Annotated in this window: 22 protein-coding genes and 1 pseudogene; 19 read left to right on the plus strand and 4 right to left on the minus strand. The window is 44.4% G+C overall.

The window, feature by feature from the left end:
- Positions 1–24: 24 nt before the first annotated feature.
- From dnaN to E6P06_RS00815, 14 genes are all read left to right on the plus strand, one after another.
- Entirely contained in the window at positions 25–1293 is a 1269-nt protein-coding gene (gene dnaN, locus E6P06_RS00750) for a DNA polymerase III subunit beta (RefSeq protein WP_223307982.1), read from the plus strand.
- A 150-nt stretch (positions 1294–1443) separates the two neighbouring features.
- The gene (locus E6P06_RS00755; RefSeq protein WP_007372165.1) at positions 1444–2265 is read left to right on the plus strand and encodes a Dam family site-specific DNA-(adenine-N6)-methyltransferase; all 822 of its coding nucleotides are present in this window, start codon (positions 1444–1446) and stop codon (positions 2263–2265) included.
- Positions 2262–2492: a hypothetical protein gene (locus E6P06_RS00760; RefSeq protein WP_007372166.1), complete on the plus strand. Its 231-nt coding sequence runs from the start codon at positions 2262–2264 to the stop codon at positions 2490–2492. The genes E6P06_RS00755 and E6P06_RS00760 overlap by 4 nt, the downstream gene beginning before the upstream one ends.
- Positions 2479–3462, plus strand: coding sequence for a recombination-associated protein RdgC (rdgC, locus tag E6P06_RS00765; protein WP_007372167.1), 984 nt, complete (start codon positions 2479–2481; stop codon positions 3460–3462). Before E6P06_RS00760 ends, rdgC begins: the two co-directional genes overlap by 14 nt.
- A gap of 11 nt (positions 3463–3473) precedes the next feature.
- A complete protein-coding gene (locus tag E6P06_RS00770) occupies positions 3474–4352 on the plus strand; it encodes a hypothetical protein (protein ID WP_009654998.1) in 879 nt (292 codons plus the stop codon).
- Positions 4349–4951: a hypothetical protein gene (locus E6P06_RS00775; protein WP_223226832.1), complete on the plus strand. Its 603-nt coding sequence runs from the start codon at positions 4349–4351 to the stop codon at positions 4949–4951. The genes E6P06_RS00770 and E6P06_RS00775 overlap by 4 nt, the downstream gene beginning before the upstream one ends.
- Positions 4952–4969: 18 nt before the next feature.
- Complete coding sequence (locus tag E6P06_RS00780; protein ID WP_032951321.1) at positions 4970–5398, plus strand: HNH endonuclease; 429 nt, start codon at positions 4970–4972, stop codon at positions 5396–5398.
- A gap of 97 nt (positions 5399–5495) precedes the next feature.
- A complete protein-coding gene (locus E6P06_RS00785) occupies positions 5496–5978 on the plus strand; it encodes a hypothetical protein (RefSeq protein WP_032951323.1) in 483 nt (160 codons plus the stop codon).
- Positions 5968–6408: a hypothetical protein gene (locus E6P06_RS00790; RefSeq protein WP_223226831.1), complete on the plus strand. Its 441-nt coding sequence runs from the start codon at positions 5968–5970 to the stop codon at positions 6406–6408. The genes E6P06_RS00785 and E6P06_RS00790 overlap by 11 nt, the downstream gene beginning before the upstream one ends.
- Positions 6409–6459: 51 nt before the next feature.
- Entirely contained in the window at positions 6460–7044 is a 585-nt protein-coding gene (locus tag E6P06_RS00795) for a hypothetical protein (RefSeq protein ID WP_032951326.1), read from the plus strand.
- A 191-nt stretch (positions 7045–7235) separates the two neighbouring features.
- Positions 7236–8945, plus strand: a complete 1710-nt coding sequence (locus E6P06_RS00800; RefSeq protein ID WP_007372173.1) for a DUF4942 domain-containing protein — start codon at positions 7236–7238, stop codon at positions 8943–8945.
- A gap of 153 nt (positions 8946–9098) precedes the next feature.
- On the plus strand, positions 9099–9854 hold the full coding sequence (locus tag E6P06_RS00805; protein ID WP_009654999.1) for a hypothetical protein: 756 nt from the start codon (positions 9099–9101) through the stop codon (positions 9852–9854).
- 14 nt (positions 9855–9868) lie between these two features.
- Positions 9869–10291, plus strand: a complete 423-nt coding sequence (locus E6P06_RS00810) for a hypothetical protein (RefSeq protein ID WP_043016719.1) — start codon at positions 9869–9871, stop codon at positions 10289–10291.
- 10 nt (positions 10292–10301) lie between these two features.
- Positions 10302–10907: a hypothetical protein gene (locus E6P06_RS00815; protein WP_139934921.1), complete on the plus strand. Its 606-nt coding sequence runs from the start codon at positions 10302–10304 to the stop codon at positions 10905–10907.
- Positions 10908–11301: 394 nt separating this feature from the next.
- Here E6P06_RS00815 and E6P06_RS28155 read toward each other — a convergent pair whose 3' ends face one another.
- Together E6P06_RS28155 and E6P06_RS00820 are read right to left on the minus strand one after the other, a co-directional pair.
- Positions 11302–11481 carry a hypothetical protein gene (locus E6P06_RS28155; RefSeq protein ID WP_313859659.1) on the minus strand — a complete coding sequence of 60 codons (180 nt, stop codon included), beginning with the start codon at positions 11479–11481 and terminating at the stop codon, positions 11302–11304.
- A complete protein-coding gene (locus E6P06_RS00820) occupies positions 11463–12443 on the minus strand; it encodes an IS5-like element ISKpn26 family transposase (protein ID WP_000019445.1) in 981 nt (326 codons plus the stop codon). The genes E6P06_RS28155 and E6P06_RS00820 overlap by 19 nt, the downstream gene beginning before the upstream one ends.
- On the opposite strand from E6P06_RS00820, the gene E6P06_RS00825 reads away from it, so the two are divergent.
- Positions 12442–13149, plus strand: coding sequence for a GntR family transcriptional regulator (locus E6P06_RS00825; RefSeq protein ID WP_077260398.1), 708 nt, complete (start codon positions 12442–12444; stop codon positions 13147–13149). The genes E6P06_RS00820 and E6P06_RS00825 overlap by 2 nt on opposite strands.
- A 26-nt stretch (positions 13150–13175) precedes the next feature.
- On the opposite strand, the gene E6P06_RS00830 is transcribed toward E6P06_RS00825, so the two are convergent.
- Positions 13176–13562, minus strand: coding sequence for a plasmid partitioning/stability family protein (locus tag E6P06_RS00830; protein ID WP_046499110.1), 387 nt, complete (start codon positions 13560–13562; stop codon positions 13176–13178).
- A gap of 13 nt (positions 13563–13575) precedes the next feature.
- Positions 13576–14538: a plasmid segregation protein ParM domain-containing protein gene (gene parM / locus E6P06_RS00835; protein ID WP_046499539.1), complete on the minus strand. Its 963-nt coding sequence runs from the start codon at positions 14536–14538 to the stop codon at positions 13576–13578.
- Between the two features lie 736 nt (positions 14539–15274).
- Here parM and E6P06_RS00840 point away from each other — a divergent pair.
- From E6P06_RS00840 to E6P06_RS00855, 4 genes and pseudogenes are all read left to right on the plus strand, one after another.
- Positions 15275–16648, plus strand: a complete 1374-nt coding sequence (locus E6P06_RS00840; protein ID WP_081354992.1) for a site-specific integrase — start codon at positions 15275–15277, stop codon at positions 16646–16648.
- Positions 16638–18188: a site-specific integrase gene (locus E6P06_RS00845; RefSeq protein ID WP_071199356.1), complete on the plus strand. Its 1551-nt coding sequence runs from the start codon at positions 16638–16640 to the stop codon at positions 18186–18188. The genes E6P06_RS00840 and E6P06_RS00845 overlap by 11 nt, the downstream gene beginning before the upstream one ends.
- On the plus strand, positions 18185–20548 hold the full coding sequence (locus E6P06_RS00850) for a hypothetical protein (RefSeq protein WP_071199357.1): 2364 nt from the start codon (positions 18185–18187) through the stop codon (positions 20546–20548). The genes E6P06_RS00845 and E6P06_RS00850 overlap by 4 nt, the downstream gene beginning before the upstream one ends.
- Positions 20548–21029 (plus strand): annotated as a pseudogene (locus tag E6P06_RS00855) (hypothetical protein). The gene E6P06_RS00850 and the pseudogene E6P06_RS00855 overlap by 1 nt, the downstream one beginning before the upstream one ends.
- The last annotated feature ends 190 nt before the right edge of the window (positions 21030–21219 follow it).

A 21219-nucleotide genomic window follows, 5' to 3' on the forward strand; every position in this document is an offset into this window, starting at 1 on the left:
CGGATAATTATGGGAGACAGTAAAATGACAGACGCATCTACAATAGACGCAGTTCAACCAAAGGCAAGACGCTTATCATTTAAAGAGCTTCCAGGGTTTGATATTTCTGCTGAAGCACTTCTCAAAATTATCGAAATGCCGTGTATGGTTATTCGCCGGTCTCCTGCAATGAAAGTACTGGAGATGATCACGCTGCGGTTACGTGGGGATTGTCTTTCTGCCCTTGGCATTGACTTAAACTCTGCCCAAATTACCAGTAAAGGGACGGTATCGGGGGGCAATGGTGATATGGACGTATCAGTACCTGCAACACAACTCTTTTCTTTAATCCGCAACATGCGCGGCGAAGATGAAATTAACGTCCGCTTCCATGCGGCAAAAAACCATCTTGTCATTCGCACCGACAAAAACTCCTATAACATCCCGGTTTGCTTAGACCATATACCCGAAATTCAGGCTGAGACGCTGGAACATAATTACAGCGTTTACTTTCCAACGCAGATGCTGAGTCAGATTATCAAGCGTGTCAGCCACGCTGCGGCTCAGAACGATGTCCGCTTTTATATGAATGGGGTCTACCTCGGTATCGATAATGGCCAATTTATTGCTGTAGCCACTGATGGACATCGTATGGCCGTCAGTTCTCATGATATCGACTTCAGCGATGACGTGGGCGATGAGATTCAATCTCCGACAGCTCCTACCTCTATCAGTAACACGAATGCAGGTGTGATTTTACCCAACGGGGTTTTCCCCGTGCTCCATAAAATCCTGAGCGGTAGCCAGGGTCAATTCAAAATTGACTACAGCAACCGTAACCTGACATTTACGCTCGGAAGCCATACAGTCATTTCAAATCTTGTCGATGGCCGTTACCCGGACTGGAAGCGCGTGGCCAGCACGGTAGCCAAAAATACTGAACTGTTTAAGGTTGATCCTTCTGAACTCACCACCGCACTAAAACGCGCAACCCCATTGCTTAAAGAGGGCTCGCCAAACAACACCAGTGTTTGTGTGATGTCATTCAAAGACAACGCCCTACAGCTTAAGTCGCCCGGCTCAAATGCAATCAGTTGCAAAGAGGTGATGGACATTGCGAAAGAGGCAGGCGAGCCCGAAACAATTGTTGATATCGGTATGAATGCCGATTACCTCCTGGAATCACTGGCAAGCCTGGGGGCGTGTTCGGAAGAAGGAGAAGCCGCACAGATTGCTTTGCGTGATACAACGACCGGCATATTGATTTCAGTAAACAAAAACAATTACGACATCATCATGCCTGTCCGTGTCTGACAAAACGCTCTCGTTTTGTCGGCCTTTTCGAAATAGCCAATTTCATGGGCGTGATAACGTTAAAACAAGCTTCCTGACGGGATGGCTATATGCCATCTCGCTCCCATTGGTCGCGATCACTGCGTCCTAATATTCTGGAGCCAGAATGAAATGAAAAGCGTTCTGAAGTGGGTAGGAGCCAAACACAACATTATGGCAAGTCTTAAGCATGTACTACCGAAAGGTGGTCGGCTTATTGAGCCCTTTGGCGGTTCAGGCGCTGTAATGATGAATACGAATTACCCAGAATACATTTTGGCCGATATTAATAGCGACCTGATCGATACATACCAGAGTATTTTTAAGTCGCCTGAAAAGGTACTTTCTGAGCTTAAACGCCTTTACTGTCTCGGGCGTTCTGAGGACGCCTATTATGAGCTGCGAAGCCAGTTCAATAATCATGATAGTGCAAGTGACACTCAAGCTGCTCTGTTTATCTATCTGAATAGGTTTGGCCATCGCGGACTATGCCGATACAACCGGAAAGGCATCTTTAACGTCCCCTGGGGTTATTACGCCAACCCCTATCTCCCAGAGACAGAGTTATACGCAATGGCTGAGAAAATGTCCTCAGCAACTTTACTTTGCGCCAGCTTCCAGACCACGCTATCAATGGCCCGCCCGGGTGATGTGGTGTATTGCGACCCACCATATGTTAATCCCGGCAGATTCACGGCTTACCATGCCAGCGGTTTTACACCCGCTATGCAGATTGAGCTTACCAAACTGCTCCAGTTGCTGCCTGAACGCGGGGTTCATGTCATCGCATCATGCCACGATGCGCCTGATATTCGTGAGCTTTATCAAGCCTTCGCTATTCATGGTGTGACTGCCCGGAGAAGCATATTTAAAGGCAGCGGGGATGGGAAAAAAGCTTCAGAAATCTTCGCGGTCAAATTAGCGGATAACTCGAAAAAGGGAGCTGCGGCATGAAACGCTTCCATTGTTCTGAAAAGCTGCATAACCCAGAGACTGAGAAATTTTGTCAGGATATCGCCGAACAATATCGGACAGCACCTGATATTGCCGTGGCGCAGTTTAAACAAGTGCTGAGCTCTAAGCCTCTAACTTACTGGGAGTGTGTCGTGATCCGCGAGCGTGTCTCTGACCTTATTAAAATTAATCAAGCAACAGCTGAGGGCCACGATGAGCCAATTTAAACCCAAAAGCCTTGTAGTCTACCGCATCCAAAAAGCTCTGGAATTAGACAAGCTGGATGAACAGTTAAGTGAGTTGAAATACACTCCCTGCGGGCCTAATGATATGGCACGGTCAGGATGGATCCCGCCATTGGGTGAAGATGTCGAGCTGTTAAAGCATGAGTCGAATAATCTCATTCTTCTGACTGTTAAGCACGAATCGAAAATACTTCCTCCCGCGACCATCAAAGAAATTGTGCGAACCCGGGTTCAGAAACTGGAGAAAGAGCAAAACCGCAGGCTAAAGAAAATGGAGATCCAGGCCGTCAACGATGCCGTGCTCGCTGAGCTCATACCAAAGGCTTTCAGCAAATACAGCACTACAAACATTTGGGTGGATACTAAATCACGTCTACTGCTTGTTGAGACCACCAGCCATAAAAAAGCAGATGATGTAACAGCTTTGCTACGTAAAACTATTGGCTCACTTCCAATTATCCCATTCACGCTGGAAACGCCGGTAGAACTGACGTTAACAGAGTGGGTCAAAACAGGAAGTCTGCCGCCTGGCCTAGCTTTATGCGACGAAGCCACGCTCAAAGATGTGCTCGAAAACGGGGGGGTCGTTACAACAAAACGCCAGGATTTGATATGTGATGAGATCGCTCATCACATCGAGGCCGGAAAGCTTGTGACAAAGGTTGCACTGGGCTGGATGAACCAGATGTTTTTCATCCTGAATGACAATTTCATCTTTTCACGACTGACCTTTACGGAAGAACTTATTGAACAGAACGATGACATTTCGCCAGAAGATCACGCCCAAAGATTTGATGCCGATTTCGTTTTGTTTACCTCTGTTGTTATGGAGGTTCTGGACACAATGATAAAAGCCCTCGGGGGTGAAAGCCCAGGACTCATCACAACGCCGTCAGACGAACAACAAGGTGTCGCGGCAGAAGCCAAACAACCAGAAAAAACCTTCCATTAAAGGGCTGAGAGATGATTACAGCTACAGAACTCCAAGAGTTATCACGCCAGGTTGAAAATGCTAACATTGCCCGAGCCCTGGCAGTTAAAGAGTTGGTTAAAGAGACAAGAGATCGTCAGTTTTCATTGTGGGCGCTATTTATTGGTCTCTTCAGAGAGACACCGGCGCGAAAAAAGCTGAACGAATGTGAATTGCATCTTAACCTGCTGCTGCCAAAATGCAGGAGCATCTTTCTTCAATACGTAGTTATGTCCTCGTTGGAAGAAATTTCGAAATCACCAGATTGTGAGATTTATCAGCATCTAGTCAACTGCTGGAAAGAAGCTCAGATAAAATATAACGAGTCAGGCAGACGACTCAAACTTGCAGAAAATGCCCGTGAACTATTAAAAACAGCAAAGGATGAATGTAATAGTGCTTCCACAACTGAATTTCTGGATATGGTTACTACCAGTAAAGCAATATCCATACTTTCAGCAATAGACACATCCTCTGCGAGTAGTTCGTTAAAGAGAGCTATGGGTGCGCTTAAGCGATTAGCAGATGAAATGCCTGCCCGGCAATCACCTATTGATTCAAATTTACCAGATGACACGCTTGATCTGTTTGTCGATCTGACTATAAATCCTGTTATCGATATTCTCTCCTGGTTAAATATTGAAAAGCTGGATAATGCCGAAGTGCAGTGCAGCAAAGCCTTAAAGAAACTTCAGACGTTATTAGGACAACTGGGTGCTGAGCATGATTTGAGAACTAAGGATTATCAATCTCAATTAGATACGCTTAAGAGAATTGAACAACCATACATCAAAAAGGTGATGCGGCATATACCCGAAAATATGAAGTTCAAGGAGCCTGAGTATCTCCAGACTATAGGAATGAACCCATGACTCTAAAATATATAATCGCTCTCGCAATATTTCTGACATTTGTGTGCTTTGCAGCTTTCATACTTATCTACGCGAGTCGAACAAAACGAGAACAACAACAAACTCAGCAACCTTTGGACGAGCATGATCAGCAGGCAGATATTAATGCCGATGCCGACGAGAACGCCGCACTTGATGGGTTGAGCGAGTACTTCATCAAAAAAAATTCGATATTGCCAAAAGTCCTGATGGATCTTTATGTGCGCTTGAGTGCGGTGTTCAATGGTCAGTACATTATCGCACCCCAGGTGCTTGCCCGGGACTTAGTAGAGCTGGAGCTCGAAGATGAACCGGTTGCCCCGGTTGACGTACTTCAGGCGCAACAGTACGCAGATGAATTCGTGTTCGATTTTGTTCTCTCCGATGCGCATACCGGGGAACTAGTGCTAGCAATGATCAATGAAGATGCTATCAGCGCTCAGCCTGAAGGAGAGTTCATTATTGCCCTTTTTAAAAGAACTCACATTCCTGTCTTTCGCTATGAAACGTTGTCAGGCTTGGACGATAACGCCCTGGCAGTCAACATCGCTGAATCAATAGACGATGGCCGATTCTCTTAGTTCCACAAGGAATTTATTATGTCTCTGTCAAAAAAACAAAGAATAGTACTGAGGGCTAAATTTGGTGGTCGATGTGCATATTGTGGCGAGGTACTGAAAGAAAAAGGTTGGCACGCTGATCACGTAGAACCTGTGCTAAGGAAATCCGTACAGGATATGCAAGCTGCGGCCAGAGGGAAATTTAAGCTTAAGGCTACCGGTGAAGTGTTTAATGAAAGTGCCAACTGCTTAGAAAATCTTTTCCCAGCCTGTGCGCCCTGCAATCTGCTCAAAACAACATATTCACTGGAAATGTTCCGCAAACAAATAAGTTTACAGGTTGAAAGGGCACGGAAGAGTAGTATGAATTTCAGAACGGCAGAAAGATTCGGCCAGATAAGCATTGTAGAGAAACCCATTGTTTTCTGGTTTGAACAGTATTCAGAGAAAAATGGTGCTATCAAATAAACGACTAATTTAACATTATCATGGCGCGTATCGCGCACTGCTTCGTCAAATATTCAGCCGTGATAATATTGTTTAGTAGGCCCATTACGGAGCGTATATGACTAATCATACAAACTGGACTGGAGACCTGACCGAAGGCGCAACTATATTTGTAGCCACACCAGATGGCCAGCTCAGCAAATGTAGAGTCGAGTCCGTTCGAGACCGACATTTCTCGGTCGAGGGTATTGAACGTGAATTCGATAAGTTGAATGCCTGCTCAGTTGATGGGTTACTACACTCTTACCCCGACGATTTCGAGTCGAGGGAGTTATTTGGTCTGTGCCAGCAAAAAAACAGGCTCAAGTCTCTGCAAATTGATTCATTATCGTTACAGCAAGTCCAGTACATGCTGGCTGGCCTGGAACTTGCCAGGAAGAGATATGGATACCAGTACCGAGGCAGCAAAGCCGTAGATACCAATCAGAAGGGTAGACTGGCCATGAGCATTGATGATTCGCTTCACCCAATTCAGATCGCTTATATACTGGCAGGTTTAAAATTATCTCTCCTTCAAACAGAGGTGAACCATGACTGCTAACCAACGTAAACGTCCTTCGCGTAACAATCGAGCTGTCCAGTTAACGTCCGAGCAGCTGGTAGAAGCGAAGACGCTTGACCTGAAAGCCCACCATTCGTTTAAAAACCTTATGGGTCTTGCTGCAATCAGTGTCGTGGTGTTTGTCTGTCTTGGCTCCTTGATCCATAAACAACGCTCAGTAATGAACGAATGGGACCTGGGTGAAGTGATCAGAGGCGTTGATTTGAAAGCCGGAACCCTCGCAAAAAACAACTTTTTCATCACCAACAAAGGGCAGTTTGAAGCAAGTGGCGTTACAGTGTCACTTACGGGTACAAAACTGAAATTACAGCAGCATCAGGACGGAAAATATTACGTTTGTAATTCTGCAACAGGTGATTGTGTTCTGGTATCCGATGTACAAGCTGAAAAAATTCGTGACCAGCTGTAGCGAGGGGAAAATATCGGTTACTGTCACCGGTAACCGAAGGAACCTTCGTATATGTCACGACAAGAAGCCGCAACGCAGTTATTTATGTCTGCACCACCAGCAAGTATTGATGTCGTTATTGAGCAGCTGGAAAGGGACGCTCAAGCAGCCGGTATCGATATCCATACAATCTCTGTAATGGCCAGCCTGTTACGTGATCGAATAGAAGCATACAGTGACGTGCTTAAAATCGAGCCTGAGCGGGTGATACACGCACTTGAGGTACTGCGAGGTACGGAAGTGCCGTGGGCTTTTTACACTCCGTCCAGGCTACCTGAGCTTGAAGATGTTCATTGCTGGGAAACTCCTCACGATTTTGACCAAGACCTAGGTGAACACCAGCTGCGGCGCTATATTTGCCCTAAATGCGAGCATGAATCAACCGACCCAATGCGCTGCACGGCTGGCCATGCTCCTGGAGTTAACCAGTATCCTGAAAGCTGTGATGCCACTATCTGGAATTCGCCCGATTCTTGGGATAGTATTAACCCTATAATAAAATTAATTATCAAATCTACGTTCCTGGCTGACCTGACTGTTCATACAATCTTCTATCCAAAAGGGTTGAAGCTTCCTGAAATTCAGGACGTTGAGTAGTCTGCTTCGGGCTCTGTGATCTGATAGTTATATATACCTCATTTAAGACCCCTTACTGGGGTCTCTTTTTTTGGACTTCCGCCGTGCTATGTACTTCACGGTATCCCCAAATATCCCGGCTTATGTAGTTCGTCGATTTGCTTCGTCACCTGCCATACCTGTCTCATAATTTCTCTATTTGGAGAAATCTGATGAACCTACCGACAGCTGTATTAGCGAATAACGATGAAAATGAATCAGACGTCCTCAGCCTTTATGCTAATCCCGTAGACAGTCAAAGTGGCCTCATTGAACATGACGGCTTTCAAAAACTAAATGCCATGCGCGATCTGCTGGTGGAATACAACACAACACTGAAGCACATGCAGGCCATGTATGATGCAGTGATGCGGAACCGGCATGATGAAGCATGGCGCATGTTCTGTGATTCTTGTGACAATTCCATCAAATATACGCTGGCTGTAGAAAATTTGTTCTGTATAGAACGGGCCCGCTGTGCTCTCGATGAAAAGTACTGGCAAAAGCTGCTCGATCTGACCGGCGTAAAACCATTTATGCCCACCGAAAGATACGATGACTGGAACGAAGGATTAAGGGCATGGCGAAAATCATCAGAATCAAATTTTGAGAAGCTTAAGCCTGTACCCTTCAACGAAGAAAGTATCTTTTCTACCGCATTCGCATTGAATGAAGAGAAAAAAGACTACTTCGCCCAGATGGTTCATGGTGTGTTTGAAAAGCTCTCCGCTCTGCATAAGACTAACCGTGCCCAGGGCTTCAGCAACAAACTCATCATAGCCAGCTGCTTACCAAGTAGAGATAACCGCAGATCCTATGACTATCTCAACTATTTTAATGACCTTCGTAAGGTTATTGGACTGATGTATGGACGAAGCGGTGCTGAGGATGTGAATTCGGCTGCGGTCAAAGAGTACATGATGAGTAACCCTGGCGAATGGGTAAGTATTGATAACGATAGTCTTAAAGTGAAGGGGTTTATTAACGGCAATGTGCATATCCTGATTGAGGAGGAAACTTGTGACAATCTCAATCTGGTACTATCCCATTTAATGCCAGGCTGCATTCCTCTCGATCGCCGATACACCACCGGCCATAACTCCGCAAGAACTGTAAAAACCAATGAATATCGGTCGCAGTTGATATCATTCTCTGCTGTTAACTCCTTAATATCATATGCCACTGACCATTTGAACGCGGGCAAACACCTGTCACCGGGGCCGCACACTTTTATCCTGCGGGACAACCAGTCTGTTAGTGAGAAAAAAGAACTGGTGAACATATGGGAGTCATTGGGTGCTGTCAGAAGATATAGAGAAGTATATGACTTTGACTTTAGCCCCGTTGAAGCATTCAAACTTCTGGCATTACATGGTTCTATACCTGACCGCTATACGCACCAGTTCTATGCAACGGTCGGAGAACTCCAGAAACGAGCAATTGATGAATGTATGGTGGCTTCAGGTATGCGTTTGCTGGAACCGAATATCGGTCTTGGTGCGCTACTGAAAGGGTTACCAGAGGGGGTGGATGTTACTGGTTTTGATATACACCCCGCAGCTGTTGCAATTACTGGCCTGCGCTGGAACGTCACCCTTAATGATTTTCTATTGGTCAAGCCTGAAAATACCGGCTTGTTTGAAAGAATTCTGATGAATCCTCCATTTAGTGACTCACGCTGGATTGCACATTTTCAACATGCGATGAGATTCCTGAAACCGGGAGGACGCTTGATAGCAATACTGCCAGGGAGCGCAAAGGAGCATCTTTTAACCCGAGAAGCTGGGCCCGGTTACGACATCAATATTCTGGGTTGCTATGACAACGCCTTTGAAGGAACCGCAGAATCCATAAAACTTTTCTCCGTTGATGCCCATGAATAGTGGGGAAAGGAAGAGCTGGTCGAGTTAATTTCGTCACCCGTAACTGAACAGAAAAAATGAGATAGAGAAAAAGCCGTCAGTTTGTCGATGTTAAATGCTATTCAAATTTTTCAACATGCGACAATTGAGCCAACTACATGAAGAGGAAACACAATGTCAGCATTTCTCATCAATAAATTATCTTTCGAAGATACCAAACAAATAATGTTGTCCTCCATGAAAACAATGGCATCTCTTCATGGTATTTTGGCAATATTCTTGCCGATAATTGCTGGTGGTGGACTCCTGACACTCATCATGAAAAATGTGACAATGGAGGGGCTTGCATTTTTTATCTTACAGCCAGTTGTACTCACCCTCTACCTTACGGCTATCTTATGCCGATATCAAAGCTCAGAGCTAAGATTGAATATCTGGGAAGAACTACGCAACTTTATCGTTGTGTTAGTTTATGCATTATTCCTGACCGTACTAATGATCGTAATATTGTGGTTAGTCAAATTTATGATTGCTTCAGCGGTTGCGGGTGAAACCAACCATGTTGAATATAAACAACCAACATTAACAAGCATTAGTCTGGCTTACTCCAACCTAATAGTGTATTTCAATATGTACGCCCTTGCCACTTTGAGCGTATTTATCGCTACGCCAATGCTCGTTTTATTCATACCAACAGTTACGCGGTGTAAAGGTTCTCTGCTGAAAAGTATACCAGTCATTTGTAAAAGTACTTTTATGAATATTGGGCCGTTGTTCGCATTTTCAGCTATCTCTGGTGTTGTTTTACTTTCGTGGTCATACTTTTCGCTCAGGTATGAATGGTTAATCCCGGCAGCAACTATACCTCTGGCCTACTTATCAATATTGAATTACCAGCTGTCTGAAGCAGCATTGCCTCGTAACCAATAAAAAGGAAACCTGTGATGAGAAAAATAATATTAAATGCGGTTGTTTGTTTATTTGCAATTAATGCATCAAGTTTCGCAATATCAGCGGAAAGCTCTCCATCTCGTGACGAACTGAATGACGTGATGAAAGTTCATGCTTCCGAGATTGCTGCTGTTATCGCATGTAAAGACTACCTCGAAAATGGCGAGGAACGTTTGACTGAAGCGAAATCAAAAGCTGGCCGTGTACTGGGTAAGATGGTAGGCAATCAAGCCAAGGGTAGCGAGTATGCTAGTCGGATTCTGGTAACTGTTAACGAAGCTAAGCCAGATGAGCAACTGAAGGCTGAATTCGACAAGGTCAACCTTGACCACTCAGTCCGCGTTGCAAAATGCGCTCAGCTAGTAGCTGGTAATGCCGCACGTGCGGACGATGCTGATATCAATTATCTGAATTAAGAGGCTAGCAATGGCGAAGATCAGGATCACTCATCGTTATGACATCAATAAAGACATGTTCTATGGCGTAGAAACTAACCAGCCATATGAAAAGGTTGTTCAGAGGTTAGCTTATCTCCAATTGATTCATTCCACGTTGCCTGATTTTCCCTACATGGCTAATTGCCTGGAACAGGCCGATGCAGTAGAACTCTATTGTCGAATCTTTGGTGGTATTCCTTTAAACACAAATCAACATTATACCGCAGAGATTGATTTATATAGGAACTGGGAAATAGATACACGCGAACTCGTTAATGACATTAATTGCCAAAATTCAATTGCCATTTCCGGCTGCGTAGAAAAAATATTTAAATACATTGTTGAAAACTCTGTTCAGATCTATCAGCTCACAAAAGAAGCTTATAAATTAGGGCAGGGCATGACTAATAATGAAAAAGAAGAAATGGCTCTTTTACTGATTTATATGGATTGGCAACTTCAAAGGATGGATCGTGTTTTAATGGGTGAGAATATTCAAAAAGAGTGGGATTGGCGGGATTTTGAGGGAAGGTTAATTTCAGATATTTCGTATTCACCGACCGAGCAACCTGACCTATACATCCACAAAGATTAATGTTATTGACGCACAAGTAGAAAATATTAAGACCTGGCACAAATAGGAGGCAAACACATTAGAAAAAATTAACCATGTATTTATGATGGGTTCTGTTAAGCCTAAAATCGGGGTAGTAATAGATCTGTTATTGAAAATGCCAGACATGCTGATAGAGTTGAACGAATGATAAACGTTTCACCTTCTCTGCTCTGGCGGATGCCAGTTTATGGATGTGCATACTGGAACTATTTGAAATATTTGGGTAGAGGGATCTACTTAATATGTAATGTGATTAAAAACATTCTGTTTTCTATGTGGTCAAAAAGTTCAGTATGAGTGATATATGATTGATGATTACAAAAGCTTCCTCAAAAACCCCGGAAATTTACCGGAACTAATTAGTTACTCTCCGTCAGGCAGACCTAGGGAAGGTGCGAATAAGCAGGTCATTTCTTCCCAAGCTGACTCGCTGATTAAAATTTCGCGGATCTGGGCCGATTTTTTTCCCGCAAACACATCGAATCAGCCTATTTAGGCTATTTTTTCCACCATTTCTGGCGTTATTTCCGGTTTTTACTGAGATCTCTCCCACTGACGTATCATTTGGTCCACCCGAAACAGGTTGGCCAGGGTGAATAACATCGCCAGTTGGTTATCGTTTTTCAGCAGCCCTTTGTATCTGGCTTTCACGAAGCCGAACTGCCGCTTGATGATGCGAAACGGGTGCTCCACCCTGGCACGGATGCTGGCTTTCATGTATTCGATGTTGATGGCCGTTTTGTTCTTGCGCGGATGCTGCTTCAAGGTTTTTACCTTGCCGGGACGCTCGGCGATCAGCCAGTCCACATCCACCTCGGCCAGCTCCTCGCGCTGTGGCGCTCCTTGGTAGCCGGCATCGGCTGAGACAAATTGCTCCTCTCCATGAAGCAGATTACCCAGCTGATTGAGGTCATGCTCGTTGGCCGCGGTGGTGACTAGGCTGTGGGTCAGGCCACTCTTGGCATCGACACCAATGTGGGCCTTCATGCCAAAGTGCCACTGATTGCCTTTCTTGGTCTGATGCATCTCCGGATCGCGTTGCTGCTCTTTGTTCTTGGTAGAGCTGGGGGCCTCAATGATGGTGGCATCCACCAAAGTGCCTTGGGTCATCATGACGCCTGCTTCGGCCAGCCAGCGATTGATGGTCTTGAACAATTGACGTGCCAGTTGATGCTGCTCGAGCAGGTGGCGGAAATTCATGATGGTGGTGCGATCCGGCAGGGCGCTATCCAGGGATAATCGGGCAAACAGGCGCATGGAGGCGATTTCGTACAGGGCATCTTCCATGGCACCGTCGCTCAGGTTGTACCAATGCTGCATGCAGTGAATACGCAGCATGGTCTCCAGCGGATAGGGCCGTCGGCCATTGCCCGCCTTGGGATAAAACGGCTCGATGACAGCGGTCATATTCTGCCATGGCAGAATCTGCTCCATGCGGGAGAGGAAAATCTCTTTTCGGGTCTGACGGCGCTTAGTGCTGAATTCACTATCGGCGAAGGTGAGTTGATGGCTCATGATGTCCCTCTGGGATGCGCTCCGGATGAATATGATGATCTCATATCAGGAACTTGTTCGCACCTTCCCTAGCTTAACGAGACGAGTTGAAGATCGCCTTAAATGCGCACTTATCCTCGGCTACCTCAAGCCCGGTGATAAGGTGGTAACAAAAAACATCGCCGATGCTATGAAAATGAGCGTCACGCCCGTCCGTGAAAGCCTGATACGTTTGTCTGCCAGTAGTGCTCTTGCTTTGACCCCATCACATGCCTTTTTCGTGCCCGTCATCACCAGTGAGCAGTTCAACGAATACATGAGAATGAGGCGATTGATTGAGCCAGAACTGGCAGAAAAGGCCGTACTGAATATGGATGACAAGAGCTTTGAAGAATGCCTATCTATGTGCCAAAAGCTGCGTTCAGCATATGATCGAAGGGATGTTTATCTGGCACACCAGCTCAACCTCACTCTACGGCTGAAGCTTTACATACACGCCGATCTGCCTGAATTTTTCAAAATCGTCACCCAACTTTGGATTAACCTGGGGCCAACTCTGAGTTACACGTTCGAATCTGACTCGGAGGAGAAATGGCCAATATTTTTCTCGTCGCTTGAACTCGCACTTTCAAACAGGGATGCAGGGGCAGCAGCAGATGCCATTAGAGAGTCACTGGATAAGGGGTTGCGGATCTACCTGAGCCTGTTAACCGAGCAAGGTGAGTAAACCGGCTACTAGTAGCCGGTTCTGATTCAACGTTTGAGGTTTTGCATCATCAGGGAGGGTTTAGGAATTTGTTCTTTCTGCTCAGCAGGCTTATCCGAATCAATGGTGGTTGCTGCTCGGATACCTGTGGCCTGGGTTTCCACTGATGAAGAATTCCGTTCAACGGCTATGCCCAGCGTTTGCGACAGGATGTTGCTCAGCGTTTCGGCATTAAACGATGTCGTAGTTTGCGCTGCCAGCAAATTAATTAACCGAGGGTCGAGCTCATGCAAGGCAGAGGCTATTACCAGTGCCTTACGGTAAAATTCCCCCCGGGAGCGTCGGGGTAAGCGCTCCATAATATCAAGAGCTTTACCGTCTTCTGGATTATTGCCGGGCCGGAGCCAGACGAGTAAACGTTTATCTTCTTCCATCACATGACCTCGTTTAGACGCTTGCCATAGCTTTGACGAGCGCGAGCTGCGCGTCAGGCGCTTTGATGACATCCAGCTTAGGGAATAGCTCGACAATATGAGAATGGATGAGCTCAGCACCGCCACCGGCCAGGATGATTTTGTGGACGCTATTCTGACGACGGATATCAGCTGCAACAGCTTCGGCCAGATTTTTCGACTCAGAATCGATAACAGCAATGATGGCATCGATTTTAGAGTGATCATTGACCGCAGAAGCAATCAGATCTCTATCATGACGGTTTTTAATGATGATATCTGCAATGGCATAACTGCTTGGAGACTGGGCATCCTGGAGCGCTGCCATAACAGCTTTCGTCACTCGTGAAACGCCAACATCGCTGTTGCCAAAGATATCGGATATGCCCTCCATTGCCCCCTGAATGATGGCCAGGTCTAGGGTTGTCCCCCCCAGATCGACAACCAGGGTTCGTGTAAGCTGCGTGGTTGTTTTAGGGTCAATCAGATATTCAGCCGCAGGTACTGATTCAGGCATTACGTTAACTTTTACAACATGAAAAGTTTCGCCGTTATTCAGGCTTATTGGGCCCATGACGTTGGCCTTTTTCTTTTCAATGTTAGCTTCGTTCAACTGTGCATCGCTCGTGAAGAACATGGCCACCGGTAGAGTCACTGTAAGTTCAACGTCCTGTGGCTCAAGCCCGGACGTCAAAAGAGCATGATGAATTGCTACACGACTAACAGCGTCGAACTGGAAAGAGGTATGGGTTGTTGTAATTGCAGATGTTGAGCCAATGTCGTGGGTAAATTTCCGCCCATCAATAAGATAGTTGTGGATAGTTTTACCACCAAATGCAAGGGGAGTTGCCCAGCCTTCGCGGAAGGCATTCTGCGAAACATGGGTTTTGATTTCACCATTCTCAACCCAAGCAAGTTTTACGTTCGTTGAGCCGTCATCACAAGCGATGTTCATCATGGTATATACCTCATTAAAATGTTCAAAAGTATCGAAAATCCCAGTCATTTTAGATAGTAAGCTATCATGAAGCAAGGAATGCGCACCTGTAGCGCACATTTAATGTCCGCGAAATGACTATAAAAAGTGAATTACGAGTGTGTTAAACAGGAACGATTCTAGCGGATTGAAATCTGGAGGGTAAACGAGCAAGAGAGATGTAAACGTAATATGCAGAGGTCGGTAGCCCTGGAACATCAACGGTAAAAGTAACAAACCACCCGAAAAATGAACCAGAGCCACCAGATTAAATTGTGACGGTGGATGGCCAATACTGCAAGGGCTTACAAGATAAAGGCACATACAATGTAAGTCCACATGATAGCGTGTATTGGAAAGAAGAGTCACCAAACTGATAGATTTGACCCGGGCCAAAACTGTAGTCAGCAAACTTCGTAACTTATTGAACGGATTGTAGTAGACAAGACAGCTTCTGTGTCGCAATTATCTGAGGCCAATTGGAGCTCATACCAAGCCAAAACCCAGTGCGCACAATGAATGATTAAAACACAAATGCCTTTAAATTCAAGTACATATAACAAAGATTATGTTAAATAACCTCCATAGGTCTATTACTTCATGGTTCACTCATGCGGTCACAGAAATCAGCATGTTGTGAATTTTGAGATACCTCCCTTTTCTCACATTAGGTCTGTCGTACATTTACTTCACCGCATGCTGATTGTTGGGTATTTCTATGTACTCACTTACCCAGATTGTAAGTTCAAACGGCCGAAGGCACTGGATTCTGATGGATGTAAAAATCTGTCTGCCAGCACTTTATCCGCTTAGGTATCTAGTTGACCATCTTGAGTATCGCTCGCTTTCAACTCAATCAGCTTCTCTCCAGGCGATTAAGTTTTTTTATGAGTTCTGGTACATGAAGCATAGAGCCACATTCTGCTATAGCTTTTACTGCTCGGGACATGACCCTGCAATCGCTATTCAGGAGATGACAGATTTTTTTCAATACTTAGAAAATGGTCGCATGGTCAGCTTCGCACCACGATTACTGCCATTTAAACATTCTAGCGGCATGACAAATGCTTCTAGAGTACGTGCAGTGATTAGATTCATAGGCTACCTGATTGCTACCTATGTATCTCCGTACTATCGAAATGAAACGCCCAAAGAATTGTCTCGTCATGCATCCCGTCTCAACACTCGATTGCTGATATGTAAAGACGACTTTAAAACTCTGGAAAGAAGCAATCAGCGGTATTATTCTCGAGTCACTCAAGGATTTCAGAGCATGACTGGTGATATGGTTGAAAATGTATATCGCATAGTCGTACCGAGTTCAAAACATAAAAATAACCTTCTAAACCCCTTCCCTTCAGGATTTATTCAATTTCGCAATTATTTAATTATACGGTTAATGCTCAACTATGGGTTGCGTGTTGGTGAGTTGTTATTGTTAGAGTGCTCATCGGTTAAAGCTAGTATCAGTGGAGATAAATTTAGCTTAATCATTAGTATGCCTCAAAATATGACCGATCCAAGAACACATGCACCATCATTAAAAAATGAGTACTCACATCGAGTTTTGGAACTAGATAAAGCAGATTATGAATTTCTTATTATTTACATGCAGAAAATTAGGAGAAAATCAATAACTCACAACTTCATATTTGCATCAAGACAAAATCCTGAAAGCCCTTTATCCTATAATGCAGTACATTTGATTTTCTCTGAGATAGATAAGGTTTTTTCACTTAACTATCCTGAATGTAAATCAGCAGAGCGCTTTGATGCTCTAATGAAATTTACACCTCATGTTACACGGCATACATGGGCTTACTTAACTATAAAGAAACTATATAATTTACAAAATAAAAGATTTAATGGCGCTGGTAATGATTTTGTCAAAAACTCACTTTCAATAGGGGTGATGGATGAGGCAAAAGAGACTCTCCGTTTGCTGGGCGGTTGGAGTATAAAAAGTCAAATGCCTGAACTTTATGCAAAAAGATTTTTATCTGAGCAAGCCAATGCTGAAAATATCCATCGATTATTACAACATGATTCTGAGCTCGATTACTTGATGAAGGAGTTGTTTGATGGATATTAAATATAATAAACAGTCTCTATCAGACTCTAGAATGTTTGATCGAAATCTATCTTCAAAACTAGAATGTTTAGTCATTCCTAAAGATGTTTTTTTGAAATCTAGCAGCGATTTTGATGATAAGCATATTCACAACGGGGAAAATAAATGGGTTTTTTATTATTCAGGAAGCAAGCGATATGTTTACTTCAAGCTTGATAAGTTAACCAATACTCTATTGAAGTACTTTTGTTTCAAATATGCATCCACGATGTTCCCAACTTTCTTACCAGTACTGTCATATCAGTGGACACAAGCATTCAATTACTGTAGTGAAAATGGCGGTTTTAGATTGAACACTTTGCGACAGTATATTGAAAACGATGACCTAGATGCCAGGGGCTTCTATTCTATATTATTCGGACTGAAGATCCTTTGCTCTGAAGAGTTTCCTGGATTTACTTTGGAAGACTATGAGGATCTTGAGTTTATACCCAGACCAAATGCGTTTAACTGGGATATTTATCAGGATATTGACAATCTCCTCGATCCTTTTGAAAAAAACATGATAAGTAAAGGATTATTTGAAATGGCAGCGGCGTTGGCTAGGGGAAAATATTATGACATCAGAGAACTCAAACATGCCGCAATACTCGGATTAAGTTATGTTACTGGGGCACGTCCTGTGCAGTTGGCAAAATTAGCTGTTAAAGACTTGCGTCTTGATACCTGTGATAATAGCACCGGACTATTTCGATACAGTATTCTGCTACCTTACGTCAAACAACGACGCCTTACGACCGACCGTTTACTGCTGGCTATTCCACCGGAAATTGGTGCGATAATTAAGCAATATGTGGAGCGAACCCAGTTATTACCTGATGATAAAATGTTCGACATGGGAGTGTCCGCCCCTGCTTTTGCCTCTAAGTCTATAAGCCAAGCAATTCTAAACTTCAGCCCACCTGATTATCAAACTGCCGTTGCTTGCGGCGAGGCAGCCCTACCAACAATCACATCAACCGATTTACGCCACAACGTTGGTCACTCACTAGCTATGCAAGGAGCCAGTGCGGAGGAGATTGCTCACATTCTTGGCCATTCATCTCTAGTTGTAGCAAAGCACTACATCCTGGCGACACCAGCCTTGGCATTGATCCGCGCTAAAGCTCTTGGTTCTAACCCCGTCTGGCAAAACATGGTGGCTATGATGTTGACTGGGAAATTGGTCACTTCAAAAGAATGGCAAGGTCGACGTGTGGTTGGAATTGTTGGGGACCGGCTGCACTACGAGATCGGCGGTTGTTCTAGAGCCGATGACGAATGCCCTTTCTGTGAAGTCCGTTGCTGTTATGGTTGCTTATATTACCGCCCTTTCCTCGATGGTCATCACCAGGACGTATTAGAAAGCGTCTCTAAAGAAGTCGATGAGCTAATAGCTGTTTCTGATTGCGTCGGGAATGCTCACAATCCACTAATTTCTATCCACGAAACAACGCAGATCGAAGTCAAGTCAGTAATAGCCCGTTGTCATTTGCATCACGTCAAAGGTTGTGAACAATGAAAAAAAATATTGAGAACTTTGACACTTTTATTACGGAACAAAAAGCCTGGTTCGGTGAGAATCTGGCAGCAGATTTTGCAGAGTCATGGGATAGCCGTACATGGGTGTGTGGGCGCAAAGGCTCCGGCTGGTTACGTGGCAATGGTGATAGTGTATTGCGTTTCGATGAAATTAATCGGCTCAAAGGGATCGACGAGCACCATACTTTATCCGAGCCTTATCAGCTGTTCATGAAAGCCATGTTGGTACTCGTCTACCGAGCTAGAAATCGCAGTATTTCCCCTGCGGTTGCTGTTGCAACGCTGGTTATTTTGAAACGCTGGTACTGCGCTCTCTTCAAGTTAACCGGGCAAACGCATCCCATCTATCTGACTACAGATGTCGTACGTAGCGCAATGGATACTCTGAGTGCTGCATCCCGGCCAGGTGATCCCAACGTTGCCAATTACAAGGGGCGTTGCGTTAAGATTCAAAAATTAGTAAACCATCACGCCTTCACATTAGTAACACTGCAATATGTATCCGATGATCGTTATACCAATCAGACTAATTTGACCCGAAAAGCCCGGGAAACAATCGCTCTAAAACAAAAAGACAAGCTGGATGATACGGCCACTGATGGTGAAGATGCTCTGATTACAATTAGAGGGTTCCTCAATATAGTGTCATTAATCCAGCGAGTCGAAAGCAGCACTGAAAAGATTGCTCTCAATTGCCTTCTGTTACTGATCGTCACCGGATTTCGTTCTGTCGAAGCATTCAATCTCAGGCAGGATGCGTTAGTCAAACGACAAATAGATAGCCAAAATATTAGTAGGCACCTGAAAGATAAGGGGTTACCGGATTATTTTCTTGGCATCCGTTATATTGGTGTTAAGGGAGCAGGTGAACGAACACATTGGGTCGAGCCCTTAGCGGTCCCTTTGGTTGAGAGCATATTCAGCTCGGTTAAGTCGCTAACAGTTGAGTTACGAAAGCATCTCGCAAATTTACGCTCAAAAGAATTTGCTGATTATTTACCTGAGGCAATCTGTGAATTTGAGGGTGAACTCGTTGAACTCGATGATATTGTAGAACACATAGCCCAGTCCTCATCAGAGCTTCGTGGTCGTGCAGGATTACGTGATAAAGTGTCGAAAGCGTTATCAAAACGAGGCTGTATCCCGACTCAAGTCATTCTTGGAACACGTAATCAGAAAGGAAAATATTACTCAAAATCAGACCTTAGCCTTTTTCTTAAAAATGAATTTGGTGATAACAGCGAAAATACTCCCTGTACTCACGCATGGATAGAAAATGGCAAAAGATATGAGGTTATGTATGAGGATTTATTGTTCCTTTTCCCTAAAGGATCTCTGACTTTAAAAAGAGGGTTGGAGCTGAAAACAACACCACAGCCACTTAGTAATGCTGGACTAAACAAATTTCTCGGTAACGTTGACGGTCATTCTTCGGTCTTCAGTAAATATAGGCTGCTCGAAGATGATGGCCGCCCCACCCAGCTCCGTACTCATATTCCTCGTCACAATATAAACACTTTTCTCGCTATTGCTGAGATTTCAGACCACTTACAAGCGATGCTGATGGGGCGTGTTGATATCACTCAAAATCAGCATTATCAGCACCTGGCTCTCAAGGAACGGCGAAAAGCAGCTTCTCTAACCCCTTTAGTTCCAACCGTACCGGAGCAGTCAGCATCTAGTGCTGTTGACGTTGATTCACCTCTCGATGCGGTAAAGAAAAGTGGTTTAATGACGTTTAATCGCGTCCAGAGCCTGGAAATAAATATAAAGGCAAACCTACATACCTTCGATGACCGTAACGATGTTGCAGGCTTCATTGAAGCGTCCTTAGGTGATGGATTATTCGAAGACATTGCCGCTGCGTTTGAAGAAATCAGTAAAAACGAAGGGCCATCGCAAGCATCTGAAATGGTGCAAAGGCACGCTGTACTGCATCCATTGAAATTGGGTTCTTGCATGAGAGACGTTAACTTGTGGGGATGCCCTTATCGAATGAAGTGTCAGGCATTGAAGCCCTGTGAGCATTTCACGTTGACCGGGCGTGTTGATGAATACTCCGCTGTTGTATTCAAAGGTAGGGCATTAAACGAGGCCAAACTTGCTTTTGAACAGTATACCGCAGCCCTTTCTGACAACCAGCTAGTGCAAGGCAATATTGACGATAGTCTTGCACAGCTAGATGCACTAAGTGAGCAATTACGCAGACGCTCAAACTCGTTGGAAGCAATTACCTCACAGGCACTTCTGTCAGGAGAAATAAAGGTGGAAGGTGAAATTCGTACACTGGCTCAATTATTTGCTATCGAGTACCAAAAAATCAAACAAGGAGAAGACTGATGCGTGGTAAAGAACTGGATACTCAGATCGAGCATGAGCTCCAACTGATGCTGATTGAAGGGTTTGATAAATCGCCTATTTCGGCTAAAAGCTTGCATGCCAGACTTAAATCAAATGCATCATCAATGGCGGCTTAAGTACATTAAGTAACATTGAACGAAAACGTCTTATTGCAGCCTATGTCGATCAACAATTATCCCCTCTAAATCTTCGTCCCAAAGAAAAGCAGCAGTATGTGAATCGTAAGACGCGCCAGGCTTTACTTGGTCGTAATCAGCAGTTGCAGGAGGAAAATAAAGAGCTACGTGAACAACTTGCACAAAACACCCTGTCATTGATTGAAATTGTCAAAGCAGTAAAAATCAATACTGTGATACCAGTCGAAAGCCTGCTGGCGCCTCACGTTCTTAGGGAGTTGATAAAAAAAATTGATTTCACGTGGTCAGTGCCACGTATGGCTATGGTGTGTCTTATTGCTTAAAAATTTTCGTATACGAAAACATGAAGCCGAGAATTATAGTGGGCACTAACCCTCGACTCCCCCGATCTTTCATGATCTTTCTTCAGCCAAATCAGGAGCAGCTTTGCATCACAGCTAAATCAGAAAATGTGTGTAATAATTCCTTCCAATTCAATGCAGATACAACATTTTTGGTTTATGAGGGAACGAT

It is taken from the genome of Citrobacter sp. CF971 (genome assembly GCF_006385635.1).
Taxonomy (GTDB): domain Bacteria; phylum Pseudomonadota; class Gammaproteobacteria; order Enterobacterales; family Enterobacteriaceae; genus Citrobacter; species Citrobacter freundii.

Excerpts from the sequence above, each read along its gene's own strand:
- dnaN (WP_223307982.1), top strand. The coding sequence starts at position 25 with ATGACAGACGCATCTACAATAGACGCAGTTCAACCAAAGGCAAGACGC.
- E6P06_RS00755 (WP_007372165.1), top strand. The coding sequence starts at position 1,444 with ATGAAAAGCGTTCTGAAGTGGGTAGGAGCCAAACACAACATTATGGCA.
- E6P06_RS00760 (WP_007372166.1), top strand. The coding sequence starts at position 2,262 with ATGAAACGCTTCCATTGTTCTGAAAAGCTGCATAACCCAGAGACTGAG.
- rdgC (WP_007372167.1), top strand. The coding sequence starts at position 2,479 with ATGAGCCAATTTAAACCCAAAAGCCTTGTAGTCTACCGCATCCAAAAA.
- E6P06_RS00770 (WP_009654998.1), top strand. The coding sequence starts at position 3,474 with ATGATTACAGCTACAGAACTCCAAGAGTTATCACGCCAGGTTGAAAAT.
- E6P06_RS00775 (WP_223226832.1), top strand. The coding sequence starts at position 4,349 with ATGACTCTAAAATATATAATCGCTCTCGCAATATTTCTGACATTTGTG.
- E6P06_RS00780 (WP_032951321.1), top strand. The coding sequence starts at position 4,970 with ATGTCTCTGTCAAAAAAACAAAGAATAGTACTGAGGGCTAAATTTGGT.
- E6P06_RS00785 (WP_032951323.1), top strand. The coding sequence starts at position 5,496 with ATGACTAATCATACAAACTGGACTGGAGACCTGACCGAAGGCGCAACT.
- E6P06_RS00790 (WP_223226831.1), top strand. The coding sequence starts at position 5,968 with ATGACTGCTAACCAACGTAAACGTCCTTCGCGTAACAATCGAGCTGTC.
- E6P06_RS00795 (WP_032951326.1), top strand. The coding sequence starts at position 6,460 with ATGTCACGACAAGAAGCCGCAACGCAGTTATTTATGTCTGCACCACCA.
- E6P06_RS00800 (WP_007372173.1), top strand. The coding sequence starts at position 7,236 with ATGAACCTACCGACAGCTGTATTAGCGAATAACGATGAAAATGAATCA.
- E6P06_RS00805 (WP_009654999.1), top strand. The coding sequence starts at position 9,099 with ATGTCAGCATTTCTCATCAATAAATTATCTTTCGAAGATACCAAACAA.
- E6P06_RS00810 (WP_043016719.1), top strand. The coding sequence starts at position 9,869 with ATGAGAAAAATAATATTAAATGCGGTTGTTTGTTTATTTGCAATTAAT.
- E6P06_RS00815 (WP_139934921.1), top strand. The coding sequence starts at position 10,302 with ATGGCGAAGATCAGGATCACTCATCGTTATGACATCAATAAAGACATG.
- E6P06_RS00825 (WP_077260398.1), top strand. The coding sequence starts at position 12,442 with ATGATGTCCCTCTGGGATGCGCTCCGGATGAATATGATGATCTCATAT.
- E6P06_RS00820 (WP_000019445.1), bottom strand. The coding sequence starts at position 12,443 with ATGAGCCATCAACTCACCTTCGCCGATAGTGAATTCAGCACTAAGCGC.
- E6P06_RS00830 (WP_046499110.1), bottom strand. The coding sequence starts at position 13,562 with ATGGAAGAAGATAAACGTTTACTCGTCTGGCTCCGGCCCGGCAATAAT.
- parM (WP_046499539.1), bottom strand. The coding sequence starts at position 14,538 with ATGATGAACATCGCTTGTGATGACGGCTCAACGAACGTAAAACTTGCT.
- E6P06_RS00840 (WP_081354992.1), top strand. The coding sequence starts at position 15,275 with ATGTACTCACTTACCCAGATTGTAAGTTCAAACGGCCGAAGGCACTGG.
- E6P06_RS00845 (WP_071199356.1), top strand. The coding sequence starts at position 16,638 with ATGGATATTAAATATAATAAACAGTCTCTATCAGACTCTAGAATGTTT.
- E6P06_RS00850 (WP_071199357.1), top strand. The coding sequence starts at position 18,185 with ATGAAAAAAAATATTGAGAACTTTGACACTTTTATTACGGAACAAAAA.